General features: G+C 55.9%; 25 protein-coding genes. 11 read left to right on the forward strand and 14 right to left on the reverse strand.

Going from position 1 to position 21860, the window contains the following annotated elements:
* Positions 1–11: 11 nt before the first annotated feature.
* From GR158_RS03060 to GR158_RS03070, 3 genes are all read right to left on the reverse strand, one after another.
* Positions 12–794 (reverse strand): hypothetical protein, encoded by a 783-nt coding sequence (locus GR158_RS03060; protein ID WP_160869868.1) that lies wholly within the window; start codon positions 792–794, stop codon positions 12–14.
* A 68-nt stretch (positions 795–862) separates the two neighbouring features.
* A complete protein-coding gene (locus GR158_RS03065) occupies positions 863–2032 on the reverse strand; it encodes a hypothetical protein (protein ID WP_160869870.1) in 1170 nt (389 codons plus the stop codon).
* 148 nt (positions 2033–2180) lie between these two features.
* The gene (locus tag GR158_RS03070) at positions 2181–2744 is read right to left on the reverse strand and encodes a hypothetical protein (RefSeq protein ID WP_160869872.1); all 564 of its coding nucleotides are present in this window, start codon (positions 2742–2744) and stop codon (positions 2181–2183) included.
* Between the two features lie 121 nt (positions 2745–2865).
* Between GR158_RS03070 and GR158_RS03075 the strand changes: the two genes are divergently transcribed.
* Positions 2866–3285, forward strand: coding sequence for a DUF6626 family protein (locus tag GR158_RS03075; RefSeq protein WP_160869874.1), 420 nt, complete (start codon positions 2866–2868; stop codon positions 3283–3285).
* Positions 3286–3317: 32 nt separating this feature from the next.
* Here GR158_RS03075 and GR158_RS03080 read toward each other — a convergent pair whose 3' ends face one another.
* Entirely contained in the window at positions 3318–3887 is a 570-nt protein-coding gene (locus tag GR158_RS03080; protein WP_160869876.1) for a site-specific integrase, read from the reverse strand.
* Positions 3888–4147: 260 nt separating this feature from the next.
* Here GR158_RS03080 and GR158_RS03085 point away from each other — a divergent pair, with 260 nt between their 5' ends.
* The 6 genes from GR158_RS03085 to GR158_RS03110 all read left to right on the forward strand — a co-directional run bounded on the left by GR158_RS03085 (position 4148) and on the right by GR158_RS03110 (position 12107).
* Positions 4148–4456 carry a FliM/FliN family flagellar motor switch protein gene (locus tag GR158_RS03085; protein WP_160869878.1) on the forward strand — a complete coding sequence of 103 codons (309 nt, stop codon included), beginning with the start codon at positions 4148–4150 and terminating at the stop codon, positions 4454–4456.
* A gap of 348 nt (positions 4457–4804) precedes the next feature.
* On the forward strand, positions 4805–5218 hold the full coding sequence (locus GR158_RS03090) for a very short patch repair endonuclease (protein WP_160869879.1): 414 nt from the start codon (positions 4805–4807) through the stop codon (positions 5216–5218).
* Positions 5219–5323: 105 nt separating this feature from the next.
* A complete protein-coding gene (locus GR158_RS03095) occupies positions 5324–6460 on the forward strand; it encodes a DNA cytosine methyltransferase (RefSeq protein ID WP_160869881.1) in 1137 nt (378 codons plus the stop codon).
* A complete protein-coding gene (locus GR158_RS03100; RefSeq protein ID WP_160869883.1) occupies positions 6457–9426 on the forward strand; it encodes an ATP-binding protein in 2970 nt (989 codons plus the stop codon). Before GR158_RS03095 ends, GR158_RS03100 begins: the two co-directional genes overlap by 4 nt.
* Positions 9416–11209, forward strand: coding sequence for a response regulator receiver domain (locus tag GR158_RS03105; protein ID WP_160869885.1), 1794 nt, complete (start codon positions 9416–9418; stop codon positions 11207–11209). Before GR158_RS03100 ends, GR158_RS03105 begins: the two co-directional genes overlap by 11 nt.
* Before the next feature lie 88 nt (positions 11210–11297).
* Complete coding sequence (locus GR158_RS03110; RefSeq protein ID WP_202402123.1) at positions 11298–12107, forward strand: HNH endonuclease; 810 nt, start codon at positions 11298–11300, stop codon at positions 12105–12107.
* Between the two features lie 49 nt (positions 12108–12156).
* On the opposite strand, the gene GR158_RS03115 is transcribed toward GR158_RS03110, so the two are convergent.
* A complete protein-coding gene (locus tag GR158_RS03115; protein ID WP_160869887.1) occupies positions 12157–12915 on the reverse strand; it encodes a restriction endonuclease in 759 nt (252 codons plus the stop codon).
* Between the two features lie 607 nt (positions 12916–13522).
* A complete protein-coding gene (locus GR158_RS03120; RefSeq protein ID WP_160869889.1) occupies positions 13523–14074 on the reverse strand; it encodes a dual specificity protein phosphatase family protein in 552 nt (183 codons plus the stop codon).
* 150 nt (positions 14075–14224) lie between these two features.
* On the opposite strand from GR158_RS03120, the gene GR158_RS03125 reads away from it, so the two are divergent.
* Positions 14225–14443: a hypothetical protein gene (locus GR158_RS03125; protein ID WP_160869891.1), complete on the forward strand. Its 219-nt coding sequence runs from the start codon at positions 14225–14227 to the stop codon at positions 14441–14443.
* A gap of 59 nt (positions 14444–14502) precedes the next feature.
* Here the strand turns inward: GR158_RS03125 and GR158_RS03130 are convergent, their stop codons facing one another.
* Positions 14503–15690 carry a glycosyltransferase family 4 protein gene (locus GR158_RS03130; protein WP_160869893.1) on the reverse strand — a complete coding sequence of 396 codons (1188 nt, stop codon included), beginning with the start codon at positions 15688–15690 and terminating at the stop codon, positions 14503–14505.
* Between the two features lie 274 nt (positions 15691–15964).
* Here GR158_RS03130 and GR158_RS03135 point away from each other — a divergent pair, with 274 nt between their 5' ends.
* Entirely contained in the window at positions 15965–16981 is a 1017-nt protein-coding gene (locus GR158_RS03135) for a substrate-binding domain-containing protein (protein WP_160869895.1), read from the forward strand.
* 2 nt (positions 16982–16983) lie between these two features.
* On the opposite strand, the gene GR158_RS03140 is transcribed toward GR158_RS03135, so the two are convergent.
* The 4 genes from GR158_RS03140 to GR158_RS03155 form a co-directional block, all read right to left on the reverse strand.
* Positions 16984–18027, reverse strand: a complete 1044-nt coding sequence (locus GR158_RS03140; RefSeq protein WP_160869897.1) for a Gfo/Idh/MocA family protein — start codon at positions 18025–18027, stop codon at positions 16984–16986.
* A 7-nt stretch (positions 18028–18034) separates the two neighbouring features.
* The gene (locus GR158_RS03145) at positions 18035–18820 is read right to left on the reverse strand and encodes a ThuA domain-containing protein (protein WP_160869899.1); all 786 of its coding nucleotides are present in this window, start codon (positions 18818–18820) and stop codon (positions 18035–18037) included.
* Between the two features lie 107 nt (positions 18821–18927).
* A complete protein-coding gene (locus GR158_RS03150) occupies positions 18928–19269 on the reverse strand; it encodes a multidrug efflux SMR transporter (protein WP_160869901.1) in 342 nt (113 codons plus the stop codon).
* Between the two features lie 34 nt (positions 19270–19303).
* Positions 19304–19864: a TetR/AcrR family transcriptional regulator gene (locus GR158_RS03155; protein WP_160869903.1), complete on the reverse strand. Its 561-nt coding sequence runs from the start codon at positions 19862–19864 to the stop codon at positions 19304–19306.
* A gap of 137 nt (positions 19865–20001) precedes the next feature.
* Here GR158_RS03155 and GR158_RS03160 point away from each other — a divergent pair, with 137 nt between their 5' ends.
* Positions 20002–20412, forward strand: a complete 411-nt coding sequence (locus tag GR158_RS03160; RefSeq protein ID WP_160869905.1) for a group II truncated hemoglobin — start codon at positions 20002–20004, stop codon at positions 20410–20412.
* A gap of 16 nt (positions 20413–20428) precedes the next feature.
* A complete protein-coding gene (locus tag GR158_RS03165; protein WP_160869907.1) occupies positions 20429–20794 on the forward strand; it encodes a DUF423 domain-containing protein in 366 nt (121 codons plus the stop codon).
* A 77-nt stretch (positions 20795–20871) separates the two neighbouring features.
* On the opposite strand, the gene GR158_RS03170 is transcribed toward GR158_RS03165, so the two are convergent.
* The 3 genes from GR158_RS03170 to GR158_RS03180 are packed head-to-tail and all read right to left on the reverse strand — an operon-like array spanning position 20872 to position 21855.
* Positions 20872–21186, reverse strand: coding sequence for an antibiotic biosynthesis monooxygenase (locus GR158_RS03170; RefSeq protein ID WP_134652397.1), 315 nt, complete (start codon positions 21184–21186; stop codon positions 20872–20874).
* Between the two features lie 10 nt (positions 21187–21196).
* On the reverse strand, positions 21197–21436 hold the full coding sequence (locus GR158_RS03175) for a hypothetical protein (protein WP_202402139.1): 240 nt from the start codon (positions 21434–21436) through the stop codon (positions 21197–21199).
* 23 nt (positions 21437–21459) lie between these two features.
* A complete protein-coding gene (locus GR158_RS03180) occupies positions 21460–21855 on the reverse strand; it encodes a DUF2325 domain-containing protein (RefSeq protein ID WP_230640014.1) in 396 nt (131 codons plus the stop codon).
* Between the last annotated feature and the right edge of the window lie 5 nt (positions 21856–21860).

Here is a 21860-nt window from a genome sequence, read left to right on the forward strand (position 1 = left end):
CCCCCGTAAGGTCACGCCTGGACGGCGTCTTCCATCGCAGCCTTGAGGCCGGTCGCCGTAACGCCGCTGACCTCGATGGATCGCGTCTTGCTCTCGCTTTCCGGTGCCTCGGCGTCTTCGCTCTCGCTGGTCTTCGCGATGGCAGCGAAAACAGCGTTGAGAACCGCATCCGTGTTCAGCGTGAACAGAACATCGTGGCCGCTATCCGGGTTGCGCCGGCTGATATGGACGAGGAAGCCATCGGCGCCATCCTTCATTTCGGCAGCCTGAGCAGCCGGGATGACGAAAGCCGGCTTAAGCTGCTTGCGCAGTTTCGCCTTGCCGATTTCGGCCGGCTTCTTGTCCGACGACTTCGCCTTCTGGAGACGGATGTTCTCGACGCCGCCTTCATCCTTGATCCACTGGACCAGGTCTTCGGGCGTCTTCTTCTTCGCCTGCGCAGCTTCGAGAACCTTGCCGAGCGAACTTGCGCGGCGGCGATCCGTATCACCGAAAACGATCTTGACGGCAATCGAGGCGGCGGGCGTGGCCGCATTCATGCTGATGTCGAAAAGGGTCGCAACCTCGCGCAGCTCATCTGGCGTCGAGGACAGCAACAGCCGGTAGGTCTCGGCAAGGATTTCGTATTTGCGGCGGTTGCTCGCTGCAACCTCGCCAGCCTCCCACGCCTGACGGGCGGTGCGAAGCGTGGTGACCTTGGACTTCAGGCTCGTTTCAGCCCGCATCTGTTCGGCCAGGCTGCACGGAGCCGCCGAGGTTTCAGCCGCAATGTTTTCCTGTGTAGTTTCAGACATTTGTTTCTCCTGTATGTCTTGATTGACAGCCAGAAGATCGCCTGGACCCGCAAAATCATCATCGAGTATTATTTTGGGAGGTATCGGAGATATGTCTTTATTTTCAACTCCTTAGATGATGTGGATTTTTGAGGCCCGGTTTCGGACATGAGAAACGCGTTGTATTTGCGCGCAACCTGCTGCGCCAAATTCAGATCCAGGCGAAGGTGCTTACTGTTCGTCCCAATCTGCACGGCGGCCTCGATGCAAACGGCCAGTCTGGCGGTGCGTGACTGGATTGCCTTCAAGGTGGAAAAAGCTGGCAAAGATGCCACGCTATACCGCTGTTCGAGCTTCTGAATATCGACAGGCGAAAAGTATCGTGGGTTCGCCAATTCGCGTTCGACGTTTCTCAGGACGGCGCAGGCATCGTAAGACGGTGTCGCACGCCACTCCTTGAACCGTTGCTGAAACGGCCCCGCAGCAAATGCGGGCCCCTTCTTGCGCTTCTGCTCATAATAGTGGTTGATCCCCTCAAACCGCTCCTGTGCCGACCCGCGCATCATCAACGCGAACGCATCCGGCTCCACCGGGCTGGCAACTGGCGCACCGAACCGTCGTTCCAGTTCCTGTTTGATGGCGCGCTCGCGTGGAAACATTCCATCGTCGAGGAAATCATAGAGGGCTTTGCGGATGATGGCGGCGCCTCTGACCAACCGCGCAGGAGATCGTTCGATCCGGTCAGGGATCGGCCAGGGTTCGGGCCAATAGAGCTTGATAAGGGCCAATTGCTGCAAGCTGAAGCCGCACAACGGTATATGCGCAGGCAGCACCTTGCGGAAAGGCCCGCGTCCCTTTCCATACCGGCGCATCGGGGCTTTCTGACGCAGAAAATGATCGAGGCGGGCGGTTTCGTGCAGCGCCCATAACCGCTCGAACAGATCGATGGCCGCGACGGTGCTCAGCGGAACGACATCGTCGCGAAAAACGGCGCGTAGGCGCTGAACGGCGGGAACCTGTGTATGAGCGGGGAAAAGAGAGTTGCCGTTGTGAGGGGAAATGCTGGTCATGGCCGAGATTGCGATGAATTTCTTGCTAATCCATTGTAGTCGATAGTTTCGCTCTGCGTCATTGGCAAAGCCATATGCGATGTTCGGGGAGAGTTTCGATCCGGACGGATCATTCGGTGGGATGTTTGATGGTGTCGATGTCTGAGCATCTGTTGTCGTCTTCGATCGTATCAGGCTCTGCACAGTCATTGCGAAGACGTTCTTGGTTCTCTTGAACCTTGTCGTGTACTCATGGTTTTCAACTGCCGCTCTCTGGGAGAGCAGCAATCGCTATGTCAATCCGTGCGCACGAGTGATCACCGGCGAGGCCAGGGTGATGTCATTGCGACCGTATTTGTCAGGCAGCCATGAACTGCCGGGCGAGCACGACCTGATCCGGGCTGAACTGCACGCTGTTCATTTCTTTCGTGCAGTACTCGGCCACACGATCCAAATCGTAGATCGATTGAAAATTCGTGTCACCGGATCGCGTCAATCGGTTCCACTTCAGCAACGTCAGGACTTCAAGATCGTGGCTCTTCGCAGCCGGAAAGCGCAGAAGCCCGTGAGCGTGAATATTCGTCTTCGTATGCTCGATAATGAAAAGACCGTCCGTGCGCTGATCAGGTGAAACCTGGCTCCACTTCCGGCCGAGCAACGCCCTGTCCATCATGGCAAGGTATTCGCCGATCAGGCGCGTCATATCCAATGTCTTCGACATCTCCGAAATCTTCGGTTCGCCCTGATATCTCCACGTCAGCACCTTGGGCGGCCCCTTCTCCTGATCCTTCTTCTCGCGGGGATCGGTCTTCGCGGTGTCGTTCGTCGTCAGGGTCACAAAGGCATTCGGCTGCATTTGCAGTCCGAGTTTCAGGTATGCGTCCCGGAGACGCAGACGTTGTTCTTTATTGTTATGTTCCATGCCGTCCTCCTCGCTGCTCCATCAGCAGCGCCATTCTTATAAATATCTCAGCTATTTAGCGGTCAGCAGCAGAACCCCGCATCAAACGGGTTGGAACCGCAGGTTTTGAAAGAGGGCAACGATGGTCAGCGATATCGAGTTTCTAGAAGCAGTCTGTGAGCGGATGCAGCAGGTCGGGCTTGTGCAGAGCAAAGCCGAATTCTCCACGCGGATGCTCGGCAAGGGGCCAAGCTATCTCACATCAATGAGCGCCCGAGACCGGCAGGTGCCGGAGGAGGTCATGTCGTTTCTTAGCGGCCAACTGACGGCAGATATCGAGGCCGACATTGTCGCAATCTTCATTCTATCCGAACAATGCGACCAGCGCCGACGCGATCAGGATCACCGCAATGATCTCGTCGACTGGATTGCACACCACCGGGCATTGTCGATGGATGACACGATCAAGATACTTGCGCAGCCGGAAAGGTCCGCGTCCGGTCCCACAATCCGGCAGAAGCTCGCCGGCTGGCTGTCACGCCGCCGCGTGGCAATGCCGTAATTATTGACTTGTCGTGTTTCACGACAACTCGGCTACAACAGCTCGACGGCAGCTTTCATCATCTCGTCGCGCACGTCGATATAGCGTTGGGTGGTCGTCAGGTTGCGATGACCGGCCAGCGTCATGATGACCTTCGGGCTGACGCCGGAATGGGCGAGCCGGGTGATGAACCAGCGGCGACCGCTATGGGAGGTCGCTCCGTCGAGGCCAGCGCTCCTGTAAAGCTGTCCCATCAATTGGCAGAGTGTGTTCGCGGAAAACGCCGTTCGCTTCTGTGTCAGCAGCAACGGTGTATCGGCATGCCGTTCCTCCGGCCATTCGCCCCGATGCCTTTCGATTTCCCGGCGCAGCTTGTCGTTCAGGAATACGACACGCGCATGCCCGCCCTTGGTTACTTCCGCACTCAAGCGTAGCTGCTCGCGTGCCTTGCCTTCATTATCGATGACATCGCGCACGGTCAGCGCGGCGATCTCGCCAACGCGCAGGCCTGCCAGATGCGACAGCATGAGCGCCAGCCTGTTCCTGCCTGCATGCTTCGTCTGCGCGACCACAGCCAGCAGCCGCTTGAATTCGGCGTGCGTCAAAACCCGAGCTTGCTTCATCAGAACCTCACGAAAGGCAGCGTTTCCGTGCCGTTCTTTATGTTACCGATGAGCGCCTAGGGAATCGGACACGACCGATTTCCGGATTGTTTTTGAGAAACATGGGCGTGGCTTGATGATATACGATCAATATATCTACTACATAACAAGCGGAGATATGCTTCCAAATGGAAATGTGTATCGGACTCAAACGCAACAAGATAATATAGATTCAAATATATTATAGCCTTTGGAAAATAACGCATGCTGCGGGAAGAAAAATGAATAATATTGATTCATCGGAATTTACGGAAAGCGAGTGGCATGAACGAGTTGCCGACATACCAATTCCAATTGAAGTTTTACTTGGAAGAGCGCACGTTCCCGTCGCAAGGATGCTGAAGTTTCCGCCTGGCGAGGTCATCAAACTTGATAAGAGTTTTGGCGAAAGTCTCGAAATCAGAGTCGGGGACCGCCTGATCGGCTACGGTGAAATCGTAACCACCGACGACGGAAACACTATTGGTATCAAACTTCTCTCGGTCATCGATGGTATTCGGTTCAGAAGTAGACATGCAGAGCGAGAATAATATCCGCCCAGATATTGTTTATCCGACGCATGTCAAGCTAAACCCCACTAATTTCGGTTCTGCCCTTTAAAAACATGAGGCGCCTGTTCAATTCCCGCGCCGACATTCTAGAGTGTCTCCATATAGCGGTGCAGGCGGTCAAAAAGGGCGGGCGCTTGCTCAACGGGCGCAAAGCATTACGGCGTGTGGAGCCGTGAACCTAAGAGAATGTGTGTTTTCTTAGGAATGAGGCTCGCATGGCGTCCGGCGATTCCAATGCTGGAATCGCAACAACTATGCGCCGTTCCTCGTCCGCCTTCTTGAATATCCGATGTTCCGTCGGCATTTCATAACCTCGGAGGCACTTGAATGGCGGATAAGTTTTCCAAAGAAAAGCGTTCGGACGTCATGTCTCGGATCGATAGCAAAAACACTGCACCCGAGCTCTATGTCCGCTCGTCACTCCATCGGTGCGGTTTTCGCTTTCGTTTACATAGCCGAGAACTGCCGGGCAAACCCGACATCGTCCTAAGGAAATTTCAAACCGTCGTTTTCGTGCATGGGTGTTTCTGGCACGGGCACGACTGCTCGCGTGGAAGACCGCCGACAAGTAATCAACAATTTTGGGATGCAAAATTGCAAAACAATGTCGATCGCGACGCGAGGAACATCAATTTGCTTAGAGAGAGAGGTTGGACGGTTTTCGTTGTTTGGCAATGCGAACTCAAGTCCGCCACTGAAAATCTCATAATGTCGCTACAGTCACAAAAACCGGCAAAGTAGCGTTCTTTTTTGTAGACAAATCGGTTTCTGTATTCAACCAAGGGTCATTTTACGTATAGTCAACGGGTGAACGATAAGGTAGGCTGTCAACAGCGAAAATCATTTATGAACAATAACATAGCCAAACGCCATCGAGTCGCAGATCTCTTCGCGGGAGCAGGAGGGCTTTCCCTCGCCGCTCAGCAGGCAGAAATGTCCGTAATCGTTGCCGTGGAATTCGACAAGTGGGCGGCCGAAACCTATCGCACGAACTTCTGTAAAGCGGAAGCTATAAATCCACCAACGCTATACGAAAAAGACATATCGCACCTGTGCCCAAAGGAACTTCGTGAAAAGCATTTCTCGGGGCAGAGTGGTTGTGATGTGTTGCTTGGAGGTCCACCTTGCCAGGGCTTTTCTGCTCATCGCATAAACGACGCCGGGGTAAATGATCCGCGAAATAAGCTAATACACCGTTATTTCGACTACGTCCGAGAATTTCGACCGCGTGTATTTCTAATGGAGAATGTCCCAGGAATTCTATGGGACAGACATCGGGAATACCTGGAACAATTTTACCAGGAAGGCCGAGATGCAGGCTATCATCTGTTTGATCCGATTGTATTGGACGCAAGGGACTACGGATTGCCACAGAGACGTAGGCGTGTGTTTGTACTCGGTGTCGACAAAAACGTGGATCGCTCGAATTTCCAATGGCCGCCCGCACCCTCTCATGGGTCGGAAAAAGAACGCCTTGTGAACCCAACGCTTAGGCCTTGGGTTTCCTGTGCGAGCGTTTTCCTACCAGCCGAACCGGGTGACATCAATGATGTGCACATGCAACATTCGCAAGCGATGGTAGATGTCTTTGCGAAGACCCCTCACAACGGCGGCAGCCGCAAGGATTCGGGACGGATCTTACCATGCCATATGGAGCATAACGGTCACCGCGATGTTTATGGGCGAATTGATCCGGCATTCCCAGCTCCTACGATGACAACTGCTTGCATCAATCCGTCGAAGGGGCGCTTCGTACATCCGAATCAAGATCACGGCATAACTGCGAGACAAGCGGCGAGAATTCAAACGTTTCCGGATAGTTTTATTTTTGTCGGTGGACTGATGGCTGCGGGAAAGCAAATAGGCAACGCCGTGCCGGTGAAAATGGGCGAAACGCTTCTAAGACATATTTCAAAACTGCTCAGCCCAACTGACGAAGAACGTCCGGTGGATCAGCGAAAAGCCGAATTGATACCTGCATGATTGAAGCTGTCGCGTTCCGCACTCAAGCTCGTACTGTCGACCATCTTGGACGTGAGCAAATTGCCGACTGCCCCACAGCAGTCTCTGAGCTATGGAAAAACGCTTATGATGCATATGCTCGTTCGGTAGAATTACATATTTTCGATTCCAGTGAACCGGTTGCCGCCATCTATGACGATGGTCACGGCATGAATTACGATGAATTTCTAGACCGTTGGTTAGTGGTCGGAACCGAGTCGAAATACGATCCCCGCCGGAACGTAGAAGCAGATAGGGATGGACTTCCGGAACGAACGAAACAGGGGCAGAAAGGTATTGGCAGATTGTCGTCGGCCAATCTCGGCCCGCTACTTCTGCTTGTCTCTAAACGAAAAGACCAAGATTTTGTTGCCGCTCTAATCGATTGGCGAATTTTCGAAAATCCCTTCTTAGTTCTAAATGATATTGAGGTCCCGGTCACTTCTTTCGTGGCAAAGGAAGATCTTGTCGACTTGCTGCCGGCACTTTTCGACAGGCTTGTTGAAAATGTTTGGGGCGGAAGCGATGATCGTCGGAGACTGCGCCTTGAGCAAGCTTGGGCTGCCTATGATGACCTTGTCATCTCAGAAGATAAGGATGCGGTAGCTCCATCCAAAACAATTGCAGAAACGATTATAAACACTAGGTTCAGCACCGAACATTTCAGGCAGTGGCAGGTTTGGTCGGGGACATCTGATCACGGGACCGCAATGTTCATGTCGAATATAAATTTCGATTTGAAAGCGCAGCTTCCCAGTGTCCCTTCAGACGGCGCAATACCGGGGATACGCAACCAATTCTTTCGGACACTTTCGGCATTTGTAGACCCTCTGGCAGATTCGAGTGGCCATGAGGTGAATGCTGTAGCCCCTGACTTCACATATGCCGTGAAAGTTTGGGACGAGACGGGCGTCAGAAGTATTGTCAACGGAAACGAAATTTACAGCCGTGCAGATACGGATGTGATGGAACACGTCATCGAAGGCACGGTCGATGACGATGGCTTCTTCAGAGGTCAGATCAAGGCGTTCGGAGAATGGCGCAAAATCGGTCAGGACTACGTCGTTCCGCCGCCTAAGGATTTTACAGTTCCGAACGGGCCGAATACCCGCATCGGCCCCGTCGACATTTATGTAGCGACATATGAGAGGACCAGATTAAACAGCACCCATACTGATGATCAATGGGCGCATTACGAAAGTCTGGCAGATCGCTATGGAGGCTTTATGGTGTTTAGGAACGGCTTGCGCGTTCTACCATACGGCCGCGTCGATAATGATTTCTTCGAAATCGAGCAAAGGCGCAGCATCAGCGCGGGCCGCGAGTTTTGGAACGCGCGACGCATGTTCGGTCGGATCGCTATTACTCGCGAAAATAATCCGAACTTAAAAGACAAAGCAGGCCGAGAAGGCTTCATCGATAATCGCGCCGCCAAAGCCGTAAAAACGATCATCATTAACGTGCTGCGAACCAGTGCATACCAGTTCTTTGGTCAGGCGTCGGATATCCGCGCTCAAGAGCTAGAAGAGATAAAAAGCAAAAACCTTAAAACTCGAGCTGAGCAAGAGCGTAAAAATCTAAGCAAGCTAAACCGCAAGAAATTTGGCGGGCTGCTGGAGCGTCATCTTAAATCAATCCCCGAATTCGAAAGCGAGGTTGCATCGGAGTTAGGAAACCTAAGTATCAGAAATGGCGAAGAACTTGTCTCCGCTCAAAAAAGGCTGGAGAGCCTCAGGGAAACCTTGACTAGCTTTCGTTTGCCTGGAGCACCAAGCCCTCTTGGGACTTTGGAAGAAGACTATCGGCTTTTCCGATCTTATATGGAGCGAAGCCAAAGCCGGTTGTCGGAAATGAACAATCGCATCGCTGAAGCAATAACTACGATCAAACCTCCCCGTCCGGAAGAAATCCTTACGCAGCAGATGCAGCGAAATGCAGGACAGTTGCAGGCCGCTCTCCGTCGATGGAAGGCAGAAATAGAGAAGCTGCAGAGTGGCGAGAAAGAGAGAATTGATGCTATTTTCGCGGAACGAAGCAAACAATTTCACTCTATGGCAATGCCTCTCGTGGAGAGACTGAAAAGCGGAGAAGTAGATTTAAACTACTCTAGCAACCTACTGGAGACTTGGCGGCAGCAGATCGCGGATGAAAATTCGGATATATTTGAGGGATACATTGCGGCGCTGGAGCTTCTGCGTGACAACGTGGATTTGCACCTAATTGCCACTCAGGGAATAAATGACAACTATGACTTGAGAGAAGAGTTGAACAGAGTCAATCAGTTGGCCCAACTTGGCATCACGGTAGAGATCCTTGGTCACGAGCTGAAATCCTACGATCAAATGATTCGGCAAGGGATAAATTTTCTCGAGGCGCACAAAATCGAACCTCAAGTCACTCAAGGCATGCGCACAGGACTTGAAGGGCTCGCTAGGCATTTAGACTTTCTTTCCCCTTTGAAAGTTTCGGGGAAAAAGACGCAGCGGTTCATCAGCGGGGCCGAGATAGAAGACTATCTGATAGAGTTTTTCCGGAAGACACTTAGTCGTGATTCAATTACGTTAGAAGCAACTGACGCCTTTCGAAAATTTAAAATATTTGAGCAGCCCTCACGAATTCTTCCGGTCTTTATCAACCTCGTGAACAACAGTCTCTATTGGGTTGCATCTGCCAGAACTTCGGCCGGTCGCGTTCAGCTCGGCGTAGAAAATAAGCGGGTTGTCGTTTCGGATAATGGTCCTGGCGTTGACTCGGTAGATTCTGCGCAACTTTTCCGGTTATTTTTCACAAGGCGTTTGGGCGGCGGGAATGGAATCGGCTTATATCTCTGCAGAATGAATTTGGCGGCTGGAGGGCACCAAATCCAGTATGCCGACGAGAAACGGTATCAGCTTCAGAGTGGGGCAAATTTTGTGATCGACTTCAAAGGTGCGGAATATGACAACTGAAGCTGCGTATACCGCGCTCGTTCAAGAAGCTTTCATCGATCCGATCAGGTCAGTTCTAATCATTGATGACGACTACCCTACTTGGGAAGAAATCCTTGATCGCAAGAGCTTGGTAGGAATTTGTGAGACTGTAGCAACGCCCAACCCGGAATCAAAGTCTTGGCTTAAGGAGCCAGGTCCTGTTTTGGAGCTTATCAAAAAGTTCAGGCAGAAAAAGCCTGGGCTTATGATCGACATATATGATGGGGCGAAAGCATCTGACACGGATGAGGACGTTCTAGCATCGCATCTTCACCAATCGGATATGCTTATCCTGGATTACCAGCTGAATGGCGACAAGGGAGACGGAAAGAAATCTCGGTCGATAGCTCATGCTTTACTTGAAAATCGCCACTTTAATCTCGTAGTAATACATACAAAGGCAGATGATCTCGCAGTGCCATTCAATGAGATGGTTCTGTCATTACTCGCGCCATGCGCTCACCTCAAAGACAAACAGCCCCAGATTGATGAATCCGCGGCGAGAATCAAAGCTTATGACGGAGAAAACCCGGAAGAGAATATCCTTAAGGCACTAGAGGATGCATTCGGAATAGAACAGTATTTCTATACGCGGCACGCCAAGACCGGCATGAAGGCGCTCGGCCTCGTTATGAATGGCACCGCTCCGTTCGTTGGGTTCAAAGAAGCCTTAGACAAGCTTGGTTGCAATAAAGGCGATATTCCTAAGCTTTTGCTATGGGCTATGAGAAATTTTGAGACGCGCCACGCGGGACAACTTGCGGAACAACAACATCGCGAGCTTTCCTGGTCGAGTGACCACAACTGCTTGTGGGTGCGAACTGATAGCGGCTTTATGTCATTTGCGAAGAAAGACGAGCCGGACCTTATTGGCGTATTGAAGCAGGCGCTTGTGGCCTGGCAGCCTTCGCCTTCTCGCCTCCTCTCCGCCAAGTTCCGAAGCCAAATCGATGAGCACGGTGTCATTGTTGAGGATAGAGCGCTCTCAAATCGCCATGTCTATGCGAAGTTTTACGAAAGAATCTCCAAGGGCACACAGGAAGAGAGAATGAGCCTTATCGACGAGCACGTTGATAGGCACATTGAGCAATTGACGACGGAGATTAAAGACGAAATCCGAGCATTTGGGATTTCGATAGTGGATTCTGATGATGGGACCTATTTAAAGCACTACGGTATCGATCTTAATAATAAGGCCGAGAACGAATTGGCGATAAGGCACTATAACGGGTACGTTTCAACGAAGAAGACGGGCGGCTGGCATCTGACCTGCGGGCATGTCTTGCAGCTTGACGGTGATTATTGGGTTTGTGCATCACCCGCTTGCGATATGTACCCAGACAACAACGTGGTGGGAATAGAATCCGACGAAGAGCGCGCGGTACGATCCTTTGTCGCGATGAAGCTTTACAAGAGAAACGGGCATCCCACTGGACCGCAGATCAACTCCAACAATTTGTTGTTTATCAACATAGATGGGAAGGTTACGCCTTTTAGCATTTATAGTGGAGATGACAAAGATGGAGAGAAAACCGTCGCTCCCACATGGAGATTCTTCCTTTCCATGGACAAAGGTAAGATCACCAAGGATGGGGATGTTTTCAAGGCGCAGATAGCACGCCTCAAGACAAGCAAGGACGGCATAATTCATCAACCGGAAGAAGCGAAAATCGTTTCTCAGCTTAGATACGAATACGCCCTAAATCTGATACAAAAACTGGGCGCGAATCTCACTAGGGTTGGCCTGGACTATGCGGTTTGAGATAGCGGCCAGATTGTACGGATGGCCGTCGGCTCGTCAGCCGGAACATCTCAGTTAGATGCCATCGAATGGTGATTGGCGCGAAGACATGATGCTGCTGCAGAAACCGAAAGACGTTTTCCGAATCTCGGTTGGGGAAACAGTCTCAAAGCGCAACCTTTTCGACCTTATCCAATATTCGAAAGTCGAAGGCTCGCCTTTCTGGGCGGGCGCCAATTTTGCTATAGGCAACACGCCGCAGCAAGGTATAAATTGGATTGGCGCGGCGCCCCATATTCAAGGCGTTATCATTAAGACAAGACCTGGATCATATCAGCATGACGGCTGGCTTGACGATGATCTGAATACGTATCGTTATTCATTTAAGGCCAGAAACTCGGCTATTTCCCATTTCGAATTGGCGAATAGAGTACTCATATCACAGCCTGAGTTCGCCTACCCGATTTTGCTTTTCACAGAGGCAAAGGAGGGATGGCGTTTTGAAGGACAATTTTCGGTAACTGAAATCGATGAGATGCATGTCACGCTGCAACGACAAGACACTTACGTAAGACTTGAAGCTGCAGCTGAGCGTAGCGAATTTGTTGAGGGTGGCCTTAGATACGTCACGCATCTCATGGCAGAAAGAAACAGGGCGATTGTCAGCACACTGAAAAGAAAAACGCCGTCTGTTTGTGAAATTTGCGATGAGGATTTCTCATCTCGCTACGGCGTAAGCTATATCGAGGCTCACCATAAGACGCCGATCTCGACATTTACCGCAAAACGGACCGTAACAGCGGCGGATTTTGCGCTTCTCTGCCCGAACTGTCATCGAGCAGTCCACATCTATATGAAGAGGGAAGATCGCGAATATAGCGATATTAGGGAAATTATCCGTTCTAAGCTGCTTACGTAATTTGAGCGAGGGCGGTAAACAGAGCTGGGTACCCTTAGGTTCTCTTGCATCAGCGGCGGTACGGCCTTCTATCAACCGTAACAACCCCTCTGAGTTGGCACCAATGCAACTCTGCTGACTTCGCGCCATCATCGCCCTCCTCTACCGAAGCCAGCCAAAACCAAGGCATGCGGCAACTGCATTGATGTCCGATGTCGTTTTCATCATCTTCTGGAGTCGATAATATATCTCCACACGTGTTGCATTGTACGTGAAATCTGCCGCAGCGGTCGCATTTGCCAACATGATGCACAAACCGCTTAACGATAGGAGATGAGTTTGTCTCTGCAGTGATGGGCTGGAGTACCATTGATAACTCGGGATATCCGTCCCAAAAAATACGCCCTCGCTCGCAGGCCGGATTTTGGCAAGCTGGCCAGGTGGACGGATTGAAATTTTTGATATGATCGAGTGGAACTAAGCAGATCGTGACCGCCATTTGCGCCCGCTTTTCCGCGGCGGCGGTATACCCTGTGGGGCAGACTAGATAGCCGTGCGTCGCGCCTACGTCATCCATCATGCCGCGGAATGCCTCGACATCAGTAACATCAATTTTGCGCTTTCGTCGCTTGGCGTCCACGATGATCCTACGGCTGTCATCCGTATCATGCCGAGCATCAATCAACACGTCGATCTGCCGGCTGCGCCCGCTAATCTTACCAATAACTCGGGCATTAGGTGTAACGCACAACGACGTGTCGATCTGATCTGCCATGAGGCGAGCAATCATACGTTCGTAGTGTTCCCAATTCTCGGCCTCACGTTTCATTCAAATTTCCAATAGAAAGAACGCTTTTAGCGCAAATACGATAGAATAATTTTTTGCGGGAGCAAAAGCGCCAGCCAACGATCCGGATAAATTTCGGCTTTAACAATGTTGAATTGACCAGCGGCATTTCAGGATCAGCACAATACCAGCACATTGCGTTTACCACTGCTACTACTACGATAGCTTATAACTCCAGTCTCCCAATTCCGATAACGCGGATTTGCCGTGCTAAAATTTTCTGCACTGAGCTAATTTCCCCTCGGCCGCAGAGGAGCGCAAGGTAGCGCAGTTCTAGTCCAGTTTTGAGCGCACTTCATATAAAACAACAACTTAAAACCATAGATAACCAATTCCGATGACGCGGATTTGCCGTGCTAAAATTTTCTCCACTGAGCTAATTTCCCCGCGACCGCAGAGGAGCGCAAGGTAGCGCAGTTCTAGTCCAGTTTTAAGCCCGCATCATATAAAACAACAGCTTAGAACCATGGATAACCAATTCCGATTCCAAAGGTCACAGGTTCGAATCCTGTCGGGTGCGCCAATATTTCCAAAGATTTCAGCGGAAAACTCCGCTCTCAAATGCCGCCGTTTGCGCCGCCGGGGCCGGTCAGAACGTTCGCTCGAAGTCTTCCCAGCTTTCGTCCATTGCATAAGTCGGCGACAGGAAGGGGATGGCGATGTGGCCGTAACGGAGGGACAGTTGGCGTTCGGCGGTTTCCTCGTCTGCTCGGGCTACACGCGAAAGATAGATGACGGATGCGAGGCCTGTCCGGTCCGCGCCGGAGCGGCAATGGATGAGGATCGGGCGTGGCGCATCGCGCAGGATGGCGGCGAGTTCGGTGGCTGTTTTGGCATCGATGCGGCGGTCGGCCTGCATAGGAAAGTCGATGAGCTCGATCCCGAGCCGCCGGGCGGCTGCGGCTTCCTCCCTGTACCACCCTGCCCTATCGTCACGGCCGCGCAGATTAACAACCGTGCGGATCTCGTAACGTATCGCGTAGTCTTGCAGCCGGGCGGAGGTCGGCTGGTTCGACCGATAGAGCTCGCCCGGCACGACAACAGCGAAGTTGCCCGTCAGCTGGATCGCCAGAAGGTAGATACCCAGTGCCGAAACCACGACGGAAACGGAAATCCCAGTCCATTTGAAAAAAGCGTGCATGACTTTCTTCCCGCTGATCGTCACAGTAGGATCGGACAAACAACTGACAGGGGGCTGAACATGCAAGACGGCACAGATCGAAGGGGGCTTTTGGCCTGACCGTCGGCACGCGCCGAGTATGTGGTGTGCTTATAGCGTTGGGAGAGAACGATGAGCGCGATTATCTATCGCAACGCGAAATGTAGCACGGCCCTTGCCCCACTTGCGCTGATACGCGCCGCCGGCATAGAGCATCGTCGATTATTTCGCCTGAACGCCGTCGATGGCGGACCGCGGTCGCTGATTGCCGATGCGGACCGACAGTACACAACACCATCTGCCAGAAGGGGACAGCCTATGCCGAACATCGCACCCGACGACCGATGCTGAGCGACGACGCCTTGCTTGAGCGGATGATTGCCGGCCGGCCCTGATCAACCGGCCGTTTGTCAGGGCGGCTCTTGAAACGCGGCGGTGGTGGTCGTCGGATCTCGTGACGAAGATATTGCCGGAGAGGCTCCTTGGCTGGCATCGGCAGTTTTTGCCGCCGGCTCCGGTGCCATGCCGAATGCTTCTCTGAGCGTCGCCTCGCTTCTTTGGGCGAACCGTCGCGCCGCGTAACGCCCCCAGGCAATATTTTGCGGTGGCAGGGGACCGGTCAGGCGTTCGATGATCTGTTCCGGCGCGACGGCGATGTGCAGAAGGTTTTCCACCGTGCACAGACGGTGGGCAAGCGAACCCTGCCGCACCACCACGGGTATGCCGAGCTGCACGGCCCGTCCCAGGATGCCGCTGGCATGATCGCCGGCGCGCGGATAGAAGCACCAGATCGCATCGCTCGCCGCGTAGGCGCCCAGCAGTTCGGCATGCGACAGCGCACGATCCACCGCGACACCGCCGGCCTCTTCCAACACCAGGGCGTATTCGGCGATATCAGGCGAGACTTTGCCACAGGCCAGAAAGGTGAAGCGCTTCCGCAGGACGGAAAAGCGCGCGATGGCGTCTGAAAAGAGATCGAAACCCTTGCCCCGGCTTTGTGTGCCTAGCGCCGTCATCACGAAGCGGTTTCCTGGCCGGCGTTCCCGACGCAGCTGCTCCACCGCCTCACGCTCCTCTTCCGTCACATCCCAGAGCTGGAAGTCGTATATCCAGTCGTCTGCGATCGTCGAGAAGGCCGGAAAGACATTGAACGGCACGATCGTGAGCGTGCGCACCGTTCGACAGCGCTTCATCGCGCGCAGCACCATGCGCCGAAAGCGACAGCGCAGGCGCGGGGAAACGGCAATCGGCATGGGCCGCAACAACAGCCCAACGGTCCGCCGGCCGGCCAGGGCGCGAACAAGGGCGACCAGGACATAGAGAAGGAATGTCTCCTCGACCGCGAGGAAAATCACCGCCGCCCGTGACAGGAAGAGATCGCGCACATGCCCGCGACGCGCACCGAAAAGCCGTTCCAGCACGTGCAGATAGGCCGGGCGTCGCCCCGTCTCGCTGTGCATGTAAACGACAGGACCGGCGGGACAGTCAGCCCTCCCGCCGGTCCGTTGCCGACCCCCCAACCAGGCGCCCCACGCCCCCATACTGTCCGACCGCGCAAGCGTACCCGACGCCGCCGGCTGTCCTGCGTCAGCCTGCATGCCTGTCCCCCGCATGTATCGCAGCATGCTTTTCGGCGCACACGAAAACCGCTCGGCACGCCGCGCCCCCGGCCTGCCGTCTAAATCAATTCATCCGAAGGCGAGACACCTTGGAATGCAACTTTCTCGCTAATACTGAGATTTTAACCTGTTTTTAACAAAGATCAAGCGCGTTCCACAACCTGGAAAGGCACGCCGTTGGATCGGGTTGCATGCTTGTCGCGCGCCGCCGCAGCGTCCATAAAGACCCCTCACCCAAGCAACCGAGATCCGCATGAACCTCAAGGAATTCGCCAGCCGCATCGGACTGTCAGCGACGACGATAAGCCGGGCGATGAGCGGCTATCCGGAAGTGCGGCCCGAAACGCGCGCGCGCGTGCTGGAGGCCGCCGAGAAGCTGGGCTACCGGCCGAACATCAGCGCGCAACGCCTTGCGACGGGCCGGGCCGGCGCCATCGGCATCGTGTTCCAGGGCGGCGGACGCTTCGGCCCGCATTCAAGCGAACTCATGGGCGGGCTGTCGACGCGCCTGCAACGGGACGGCATCGATATCCTCGTCTCGACCGTCGAGACGGAAGAAGAGGAAATGGCGGCCTACCGGCGGCTTGCCGCCAGCAAGCGGGTCGACGCGGTGATCCTCCATACGCCGGCCTGCAAAGACGAGCGCATCGCGCTGCTCCAGGCGCTCGGTCTTCCCTTCGTCGTGCACGGGAGAAGCGAGGCGGAAAAGCCCTTTGCCTTTCTCGACATAGACAATTTCGGGGCTATCGCAGAGGCGACGCGGTATCTTGCCGGGCTTGGCCATCGCCGCATCGCTCTCATCAACGGCAATACGGCAAGCACCTACGCCCGCGACCGGGAGGACGGCTATCGCACGGCGCTGGAAGAGCATGGCCTGACGCCCGACCCCGCGCTGATGAGCCGTGGCGAGTTCACCGACGAAACCGGCTTCCGCCTCACGCAGGGCTTTCTCGCCCTGTCCGCCCCGCCGACCGCGGTCATTGCGGGCTCCATGATGTCGGCGCTCGGTGCCATGCGGGCCATACGCATCGCGGGGCTCTCGCCCGGAACCGATATCGCGATCATCGCCCATGACGACGTCTTTCCCTATCTCAGCCCCGATAACCTCGTGCCGGCCGTCACGACCACGCAATCGCCGATGCGTGCGGCCGGCGAGCGTATCGGCGACATGGCGCTGCGGCTGCTGCAAGGTGAACCACCGGAGGCGTTGCAGGAGGTCTGGCCGGTCGAGCTTATCGTGCGCGACTCCACGCGCCCTACCCCGGCCTGAGATCACACCGCGAGTTCGCGCCGCTCCCTCTCGGTTTCCATGGCAAGATCGAGCACTTTCTGGAGGTCCGCGGCGTGGCGGAAACCCGGCTCGATCATGGTGCGCGCTTCAACCGCGGCGGCAAAGCGCTGATAGTTGGTGAGGACGGTGCCCGCATCGATATCGCGCCAGATGGCCTTCTCGACATCCTCGCCCAGGCAGCCGCGCAACCTTGATCCTTCCGTCGAGTGCACCACCTCGAGCGCGCCCCTGTCGCCATGCATGCGCAGGCGCAACTCGTTGAGGTGGCCCGTCGCCCAGCGGCTGGCATGGATGACGCCGAGCGCACCGTTCGCGAAATCGACGGTCATGGTGAAGCTGTCATTGGCATCGAGATCATATTCGCCGATGCGGTTGTCCGGCGCCTTGTCGAAAGCCTTCATCCGGGCAAACACATGCTCCACATCGCTCGCGGCACCGTAGCTCGCGAAGTCGAGAATGTGGATGCCGACATCGCCGAGCACGCCGTTGGAACCGTGGCGCGTGGAAAGGCGCCAGAGCCACTGGCTCTCCGTGGCCCAGTTGCCCCAGGCCTTCGAGACCAGCCAGCTCTGAAGATAGGAGGCCTCGACATGGCGGACATGGCCGATCTCGCCGGCCAGAACCATCGTCCGCGCCACCTGGAGCGGCGCGACGTTGCGGTAGGTGAGGTTGACCATGGTGACGAGGCCCGATGCCTCGGCGACACGCGCCATCTCGTCGGCCTTGGCGTAGGTCTCGGCCAGCGGCTTTTCGCACATGACATGCTTGCCGGCGGCCAGCAGCGCCAGGGTGGTCGGGTGGTGCGCCCGGTCCGGCGTCACATTGGTTGCGGCATCGAAGCCGTTCCATGCGATGGCATCGTCCAGCGAAGTAAAGACATTGGGAATGTCGTGCATATCGGCAAACGCTTTTGCCCGCGAGGGATCCACATCGACGGCACCGACGAGGGTGACGCCTGGGATTGCGGCGAAATGCTGGGCATGGGCCTTTGCCATGCCGCCGGTTCCGAGAATGAGAAGACGCATGGAAACCTCAACGATATCCGGCTTCGCCGGCTTCATGCAGTTTGGGTCCGCGTTCCTCGATCGGCTCCAGCGCCTGTTCGACCGGCACGTTCGGCGCATCGTGGATGGCCGCATAGGTGCCTTGCGGATTGAAGGCCCACTTGACGCCGTTGACGAGCACCTTCTGCACGGTGGCGTCGTGATAGGTCGGATAGGTCTCGTGGCCGGGGCGGAAGTAGAAGATGTTGCCGGCGCCGCGCCGCCAGGTCATGCCCGAGCGGAAGACCTCCCCGCCAGCAAACCACGAGATGAAGACCGTTTCGAGCGGTTCCGGCACCGAAAACTGCTCGCCATACATCTCCTCGTTTTCCAGGACGAAGTTTTCGCCCAGCCCCTCGGCGATAGGGTGACGCGGATTGATCACCCACAGGCGCTCGCGCTCGCCCGCCTCGCGCCATTTCAGCGCGCAGGGCGTGCCCATCAGCCGCTTGAAGATCTTCGAAAAATGGCCGGAGTGAAGGACGAGCAGCCCCATGCCCTCCCAGACGCGCCTGGCCACACGCTCCACCACCGCATCATCGACGGCACCGTGGTCCTTGTGGCCCCACCAAAGAAGCACGTCCGTCTCGGCAAGGCGCTGTTCGCTGAGGCCGTGTTCCGACTCCTGAAGCGTGGCCGTCGTGGCTTCAATGGCGGCATCCCTGTTGAGCGCGTCGGCGATCGTGTTGTGCATGCCGTCGGGATAGATCGAGCGTACGATCTCGTTCGTCTGCTCGTGGATGTTTTCACCCCATACAATGGTGCGTATCGCCATGTGTCGTTCCTCTGAAGCCAAAATTGAAACCGCTTTCAATTTTCCCGAATCGTTAGAACCAGTCCCGATTCTTTGCAAGCGGGATGCCCTGCGGATTCCGGTATCCTTCAGTGGAATGTCGACTTGGAGAAAAGGTTCAGCACAAGAACGCCGGCAATGATCAGACTGAGGCCGACAAGGGCCGCCGGATCGAGCTTCTGGCCGAAGAAAAAATAGCCGACGAGCGAGATCAGAACGATGCCGAGACCGCTCCAGATTGCGTAGGCGATACCCACGGGCACATAGCGCAGGCTCCAGGACAGGAAGAAGAAGGCGATGGCGTAGCAGACGACCATCGCCATGGTGGGAACGAGGCGGGTGAAATGCTGCGCGGCCTGCATGGCGGAGGTGCCGAGCACCTCGAAAACGATGGCGACCACGAGGACGGCGTAGACGATGGCGGGGTTCATGGCTTTGCTCCGGCGCGCAGGCGCCAACAGAAGATCAGAGGCGGGACATATCCAGCAGCCGCTTCAACAGGGTCGCCCGCATCGCAGTGTCTATGACCGACACGCCGAGCAGGTCGTCGAGCCACAGGCCGTCCACCGCGTAGCGGGCAAGCGTGGCATCGAGTGACGAGTCCGTACCGACATTCTCGACAAGATGCCGGTCGAACCATTCCCGCCAACGGTCGCGCAGATGCGGCTCGGAAATCAGCGCAACGGTCAGCACCTTCCACCTCTCGCCATCCTCCAGCCCTTCCGGCTGGAAGAAGGCGGCGATATAGGCGCGCGTGAACCGGCCCTTCGGCTCCGGATCGACCTTCATCCGCTCGGCCAGGACCCGATCGAGGTTCTGTGTCACATCGTCGAACAGGCCATCGAGCAGCGAAAGCTTGTTGGGGAAATGATGCAGCAGGCCGCCCTTGCTGACGCCTGCGGCCTGGGAGACTGCATCGAGCGTCACGCTCGCCGGCCCCTTTTCCAGCGACAGACGCGCCGCCACCGCCAGCACCTGCCGGCGGACGGCCTCGGGATGCTTCTTTCGATGATGTGCCTTGCTCATGAGAAAACATACCGTCTGGACGGTTTTTTGTCAATAAAGCCTGTACGGTCGCGCTGACGCGCGCTTCGTCGCAGGCATCGCGCCGCCATTGTCAGCCCCGCGAGCAGGCGCTAAGACCGACCAAACGGAAGAGCACCATGACGGACGAACCCGACGGTCAGGGACGAGAGACGATCACCCTTTACGAGGCGGTCGGCGGTGACGGCGGCGTGCGCGCGCTGACGCGTCGTTTCTACCAGTTGATGGATACCTTGCCGGAAGCTGCGCGGTGCAGGGCCATCCACCCGGCGGACCTCACCGGCAGCGAGGAAAAGCTCTACGAATACCTGACGGGCTGGCTTGGCGGCCCGCCGCTCTATACCGAAAAGCGCGGGCATCCGATGCTGCGCCGCCGGCATTTCGATGCGGCGATCGGCCCGGCGGAGCGCGACGAATGGCTGCTCTGTTTCGTGCAGGCGCTGGAGGAAACAGTGCCGAGCGAGGGCCTGCGGAAAATCATTCTCGAACCGGTAACGCGCCTCGCCCACCACATGCAGAACCAGGATTGAACCCGGGATTGAACCAATGTCGTTTTCGTTTCGCTCGACGAGTCTTCTGATCGCCGGCCTCATGGGCCTCACCGGCATCGTGGCGGCGGCCGCCGCCTCCCATGGCAGCGATCCGCGCCTGATGGCGGGCGCGTCGGCCATGTGTCTCGCGCATGCGCCCGCACTGATCGCGCTCTACGGCGCCTGGGGGTCCGTGCGCACCGCGCCGGTTGCCGCCCTTCTGATGATTGTCGGGACCGCGCTTTTCGCGGGCGATCTCGTCATGCGCCATTTCGCAGGCCACGGGCTGTTTCCGATGTCCGCGCCCACCGGTGGCGTCATCATGATGGCGGGGTGGCTCGCCGTGGCGCTGGGCGCCTTCCTGCCGCACAACAACGCCTGATAGCACTCGTCCGCCAAGGAGAAAGGCCCGGCGTCGTAACACCGGGCCATCGTGAATTGACGCTGATAAAGGTCACCTCAGGCGCCGACGACGGCGGTGAAACCTTCAAATTTCGGCGGGCCGAGATACATGGCCCTGTTGTCACCGGCGTTCTTGTGGGCCTGCCGGAAATTCTCCGATTTCGTCCAGGCAACAAAGTCGTCCTTGCTCGCCCACACGGTATGAGAGGCAAACAGCGTATAACCTTCCTCCGCATCGGTATCGCCGCGCAACAGGTGAAAGGTCTTGAAGCCGGGCATTTCGGCAAGGCTGGATTCTCGGCCCTTCCAGATAGTCTCGAAAGCCTCCTCGTGGCCGACGGCGATGCGAAAGCGGTTCATGGCGACGAACATGCGGGACCTCTCAGTGCTTTTCCAGCCGCAGGCGATGCGGCACGGGGAAAGCTACGACATTGTCGTTGCGCGCATCAAGACCAGGTTGGCCCTCGAAACCGGCTGCGCGGACGGGACGGACATTCCGGAAGGGGAACGCCGTCACATTGTCGCTCTCAAGCATCTCCGCCCGGTTCGCCATCCATTCGTAGAGTTCCGGCACGAGGCCGTCGCCATTCTGGGCAGCGAGCTTGTGAAGGCCGATCATCATGAAGGGCTCGGGTCTCTCGTCACTCACTGCACGTTGTCTCCCTGGCTCATGCTCTGCAAGGCGCGCTCGAAGGAGGATTTGCTGCCGTTGCGCAGCGGCACGAAGGCCTTCTCCCACTTCTTGCAGCCCGTCTTCACGCGGATGCAGGCATCGTGGCTGATACAGTCGATGGGGCAGAACACGCAGTCGACCGAGGGCAGTACATTGTCGATGCGGGAAACCGCCTCGCGCAGACCGCCGTCATGATGGATGAGGTTGGCGCCGTAGGAGCTTGCGATCTGTCTGAGATGCGCGACCTGGCAATCGCGGCCGCCGACATACAGGAAACTGCGCCCCTTCAGTTCGGCCTTGCCGTCGGACTTCTGGTCGGTCTCGACGTCCCGGCGGGCCTGATGCTTCTGCCTGTTCTTCTCACGCATGGCTT

Source organism: Shinella sp. AETb1-6, assembly GCF_009826875.1.
Taxonomy (GTDB): Bacteria; Pseudomonadota; Alphaproteobacteria; order Rhizobiales; family Rhizobiaceae; genus Shinella; species Shinella sumterensis.

What these genes read in the sequence shown, in the direction of transcription:
- GR158_RS03060 (WP_160869868.1), bottom strand. Translation starts at nt 794, where the DNA reads ATGTCTGAAACTACACAGGAAAACATTGCGGCTGAAACCTCGGCGGCT.
- GR158_RS03065 (WP_160869870.1), bottom strand. Translation starts at nt 2,032, where the DNA reads ATGACTGTGCAGAGCCTGATACGATCGAAGACGACAACAGATGCTCAG.
- GR158_RS03070 (WP_160869872.1), bottom strand. Translation starts at nt 2,744, where the DNA reads ATGGAACATAACAATAAAGAACAACGTCTGCGTCTCCGGGACGCATAC.
- GR158_RS03075 (WP_160869874.1), top strand. Translation starts at nt 2,866, where the DNA reads ATGGTCAGCGATATCGAGTTTCTAGAAGCAGTCTGTGAGCGGATGCAG.
- GR158_RS03080 (WP_160869876.1), bottom strand. Translation starts at nt 3,887, where the DNA reads ATGAAGCAAGCTCGGGTTTTGACGCACGCCGAATTCAAGCGGCTGCTG.
- GR158_RS03085 (WP_160869878.1), top strand. Translation starts at nt 4,148, where the DNA reads ATGAATAATATTGATTCATCGGAATTTACGGAAAGCGAGTGGCATGAA.
- GR158_RS03090 (WP_160869879.1), top strand. Translation starts at nt 4,805, where the DNA reads ATGGCGGATAAGTTTTCCAAAGAAAAGCGTTCGGACGTCATGTCTCGG.
- GR158_RS03095 (WP_160869881.1), top strand. Translation starts at nt 5,324, where the DNA reads ATGAACAATAACATAGCCAAACGCCATCGAGTCGCAGATCTCTTCGCG.
- GR158_RS03100 (WP_160869883.1), top strand. Translation starts at nt 6,457, where the DNA reads ATGATTGAAGCTGTCGCGTTCCGCACTCAAGCTCGTACTGTCGACCAT.
- GR158_RS03105 (WP_160869885.1), top strand. Translation starts at nt 9,416, where the DNA reads ATGACAACTGAAGCTGCGTATACCGCGCTCGTTCAAGAAGCTTTCATC.
- GR158_RS03110 (WP_202402123.1), top strand. Translation starts at nt 11,298, where the DNA reads ATGATGCTGCTGCAGAAACCGAAAGACGTTTTCCGAATCTCGGTTGGG.
- GR158_RS03115 (WP_160869887.1), bottom strand. Translation starts at nt 12,915, where the DNA reads ATGAAACGTGAGGCCGAGAATTGGGAACACTACGAACGTATGATTGCT.
- GR158_RS03120 (WP_160869889.1), bottom strand. Translation starts at nt 14,074, where the DNA reads ATGCACGCTTTTTTCAAATGGACTGGGATTTCCGTTTCCGTCGTGGTT.
- GR158_RS03125 (WP_160869891.1), top strand. Translation starts at nt 14,225, where the DNA reads ATGAGCGCGATTATCTATCGCAACGCGAAATGTAGCACGGCCCTTGCC.
- GR158_RS03130 (WP_160869893.1), bottom strand. Translation starts at nt 15,690, where the DNA reads ATGCAGGCTGACGCAGGACAGCCGGCGGCGTCGGGTACGCTTGCGCGG.
- GR158_RS03135 (WP_160869895.1), top strand. Translation starts at nt 15,965, where the DNA reads ATGAACCTCAAGGAATTCGCCAGCCGCATCGGACTGTCAGCGACGACG.
- GR158_RS03140 (WP_160869897.1), bottom strand. Translation starts at nt 18,027, where the DNA reads ATGCGTCTTCTCATTCTCGGAACCGGCGGCATGGCAAAGGCCCATGCC.
- GR158_RS03145 (WP_160869899.1), bottom strand. Translation starts at nt 18,820, where the DNA reads ATGGCGATACGCACCATTGTATGGGGTGAAAACATCCACGAGCAGACG.
- GR158_RS03150 (WP_160869901.1), bottom strand. Translation starts at nt 19,269, where the DNA reads ATGAACCCCGCCATCGTCTACGCCGTCCTCGTGGTCGCCATCGTTTTC.
- GR158_RS03155 (WP_160869903.1), bottom strand. Translation starts at nt 19,864, where the DNA reads ATGAGCAAGGCACATCATCGAAAGAAGCATCCCGAGGCCGTCCGCCGG.
- GR158_RS03160 (WP_160869905.1), top strand. Translation starts at nt 20,002, where the DNA reads ATGACGGACGAACCCGACGGTCAGGGACGAGAGACGATCACCCTTTAC.
- GR158_RS03165 (WP_160869907.1), top strand. Translation starts at nt 20,429, where the DNA reads ATGTCGTTTTCGTTTCGCTCGACGAGTCTTCTGATCGCCGGCCTCATG.
- GR158_RS03170 (WP_134652397.1), bottom strand. Translation starts at nt 21,186, where the DNA reads ATGTTCGTCGCCATGAACCGCTTTCGCATCGCCGTCGGCCACGAGGAG.
- GR158_RS03175 (WP_202402139.1), bottom strand. Translation starts at nt 21,436, where the DNA reads ATGATGATCGGCCTTCACAAGCTCGCTGCCCAGAATGGCGACGGCCTC.
- GR158_RS03180 (WP_230640014.1), bottom strand. Translation starts at nt 21,855, where the DNA reads ATGCGTGAGAAGAACAGGCAGAAGCATCAGGCCCGCCGGGACGTCGAG.